This is a genomic window from Ligilactobacillus sp. (assembly GCF_036846325.1).
Classification (GTDB): domain Bacteria; phylum Bacillota; class Bacilli; order Lactobacillales; family Lactobacillaceae; genus Ligilactobacillus.
Window position 1 is genome coordinate 1 of record NZ_DAIUCE010000158.1, and the last position, 2748, is coordinate 2748.

At 48.3% G+C, this 2748-nt stretch carries 3 protein-coding genes; 2 read left to right on the top strand and 1 reads right to left on the bottom strand.

Annotation, left to right across the window (positions count from 1 at the left end; all coding sequences use genetic code 11):
- Positions 1–41: 41 nt before the first annotated feature.
- Complete coding sequence (locus V7Z60_RS09650) at positions 42–491, bottom strand: MerR family transcriptional regulator (RefSeq protein WP_334117600.1); 450 nt, start codon at positions 489–491, stop codon at positions 42–44.
- A gap of 108 nt (positions 492–599) precedes the next feature.
- Here V7Z60_RS09650 and V7Z60_RS09655 point away from each other — a divergent pair, with 108 nt between their 5' ends.
- Both V7Z60_RS09655 and V7Z60_RS09660 read left to right on the top strand, forming a co-directional pair.
- Positions 600–1589: an alpha/beta hydrolase gene (locus V7Z60_RS09655; protein ID WP_334117601.1), complete on the top strand. Its 990-nt coding sequence runs from the start codon at positions 600–602 to the stop codon at positions 1587–1589.
- A gap of 16 nt (positions 1590–1605) precedes the next feature.
- The gene (locus V7Z60_RS09660; RefSeq protein WP_334117602.1) at positions 1606–2379 is read left to right on the top strand and encodes a carboxymuconolactone decarboxylase family protein; all 774 of its coding nucleotides are present in this window, start codon (positions 1606–1608) and stop codon (positions 2377–2379) included.
- The last annotated feature ends 369 nt before the right edge of the window (positions 2380–2748 follow it).

The window sequence follows — 2748 nt, forward strand, 5'->3', positions numbered from 1 at the left end:
GTCGTCCTCATGCTTGTGTACGGGCTCATGACCGCAGCTTCTCACACCTTGTCCTGCTCATGCGCCTTGTCATAGATTCTTTGAATCTCTTCCGGCAGATTGTCCGGCAGCATTTTACGCAGTTCATCTTCATTTCCGTCCTGCATGGCCTTGTCATAGTACCAGCATTTGAATTCGAGCATGGCCATTGTCTTTTCAAGTGCTTCTATTTTATGCTGAATGACATCTCTTTGACGGGCGAAAAGCTCGCGACGTTTTCCGTAGGTGCTGCTGCCTTCTGAAACCCACTGGAAGAACTGGCGGATGTCCTTGATTTCAAGGCCCGATCTCTTGAGGCATTCGATGATTCTGACTTCTTCCAGTTCCGTGTCGCTGAATTTTCTGACATAACCCTTTCGTTCCAGATGAGGAAAGAGTCCTTCCTTGTCGTAATAGCGCAGAGTTGAAACGGGCAGACCGGTTGTTTCTGAAACTTGTCCAATCGTGTACATGAAAAAATCCTCCAAAAATCTGTTGACTTAAAGTTAACTTTAGGTTGTATGATAATCTCAAGTATAAAGCTACACACAATAAATTTCAAGAAGGAAAGGCAGATTTTAATGAAACCAGAAAAACTCAACTTAGTCAGCGAATGGGACAAGACGTTTGAAAAAAGCGACAAGGTTGACCATCAGAAGACAACATTTGTCAACCGGTACGGCATCACGCTGGCGGCTGACATGTACATTCCGAAGAATCACGGGGCAAAGATGCCCGCACTTGCCGTCTGCGGTCCTTTCGGGGCGGTCAAGGAACAGTGCTCGGGACTTTATGCACAGCAAATGGCGGAAAAAGGTTATCTGACGATTGCGTTTGATCCGTCATACACCGGTGAAAGCGGCGGTTTTCCGCGATATATTGCATCCCCTGACATCAATACCGAAGATTTCATGGCGGCTGTTGATTTTCTTTCGAACAGAGACGACGTTGATTATGAAAGAATCGGCATCATCGGAATCTGCGGATGGGGTGGCATCGCATTGAATACGGCGGCACTTGATACGCGAATTAAGGTAACGATTGTTTCAACGATGTATGACATGGCAAGAATCAATGCTAACGGATACTTTGACGATGAGGACAGCGAAGAGGCACGCTATGAAAAGAAAAAGGCCATCAATGAGACCCGCACCAGGGAATATACGGCAGACGAATACTCAAGAGCAGGCGGCTGCATGCCGCTGCCCGTTCCGGATGATGCTCCGTTCTTCGTCAAGGATTACAGCGAATATTACAAGGGCCGTGCCTATCATGAACGCAGTCTCAACTCGAATGACGGCTGGGCCGTTGTCGGCTGCGAATCGTTCATGAATCAGCCGATTTTAAAATACAGTAACGAGATCCGCAGTGCGGTGATGATTATTCACGGTGAAAAGGCCCACAGCTTCTATATGGGAAAAGAAGCCTATGAAGCGATGATCAAGGACAGCAAATACACGGCAAACAAGAAGTTTTTGCCGATTCCTGATGCGGTTCACACCGATTTGTATGATAATATGGATGTAATCCCGTTTGATGAGATTGAAGCATTTTTAGAAGAAAACATGTAACAGGAGGGAACTTATCATGTCAAAAATAGTTCAAACAGCAGGCAGAAACGCACTTGGCAAATTCGCCCCTGAATTTGCCCACTATAATGACGATGTTCTTTTCGGCGAAAACTGGAACAATCAGGACATCGACGTCAAGACGAGAAGCATTATCACGGTTGTTGCCCTGATGGCATCCGGCATCACGGATTCTTCGCTGAAGTTCCATCTTGAAAATGCCAAGGCACATGGCGTGACGCAAAAGGAAATTGCCGCAATTATCACGCACGTTGCATTTTATGCTGGCTGGCCAAAGGGCTGGGCAGTGTTCAACCTGGCCAAGGAGGTCTGGAATGACGGCGAAGGCGATCTTCCTTATGAAGATCCGGCAATGCGCGCTCATGCCAAGGAGATGGTCTTCCCGATCGGTGAACCAAACGATGCCTTTGCGAAGTATTTTGTCGGCAAGAGCTACCTTGCTCCGGTTTCGACAAGCCAGGTCGGCGTCTACAACGTCACCTTCGAGCCGGGATGCCGCAACAACTGGCATATTCATCATGCAGCAAAAGGCGGCGGACAGATCATTATCTGCGTTGCCGGCCGTGGTTACTATCAGGAAGAGGGCAAGCCTGCAATCGAAATGAAGCCGGGCGACTGCATCAATATTCCGGCTGAGGTCAAGCATTGGCATGGCGCAGCTTCAGACAGCTGGTTCAGCCATCTGGCAATCGAAGTTCCGGGTGAGCAGACTTCAAACGAATGGTGCGAAACGGTAACGGACGCCCAGTATGACGCGGTCCAGAATCAGTAGTGCAGAAAAGAGTCGCGAAGAATCGCGGCTCTTTTTCTGTCTGTTAAAATGTCAGGCAGGTCAGACTGTTTTCGTCGAAATCCAGAATTCCAGTCTGCTTTACTGTCACGACCCTGAATTTGACTGCTCCTGACAGATGCCCTGTCAAATCAAAAACGATGCTGGGAAAAAACTATGTCTCGAGCAAAAGGTCCCGGATGATTTGCAGTTAACTGCAAACTTCATCCGGGACTTTGTTTGTGTATGCGACGTTAAATGTGTGCTTTGACCGCAACCAGGTGCTGCCGTTTACGGGCAAATCTCAGAAATCGCCGTTTTGCCCGTAATCGGGAGCCGGAATTTACGGGCTCATGAGCGCTCGGCTCCACA

Coding starts and splice junctions, on each gene's coding strand:
- V7Z60_RS09650 (WP_334117600.1), bottom strand. CDS start 491: ATGTACACGATTGGACAAGTTTCAGAAACAACCGGTCTGCCCGTTTCA.
- V7Z60_RS09660 (WP_334117602.1), top strand. CDS start 1,606: ATGTCAAAAATAGTTCAAACAGCAGGCAGAAACGCACTTGGCAAATTC.
- V7Z60_RS09655 (WP_334117601.1), top strand. CDS start 600: ATGAAACCAGAAAAACTCAACTTAGTCAGCGAATGGGACAAGACGTTT.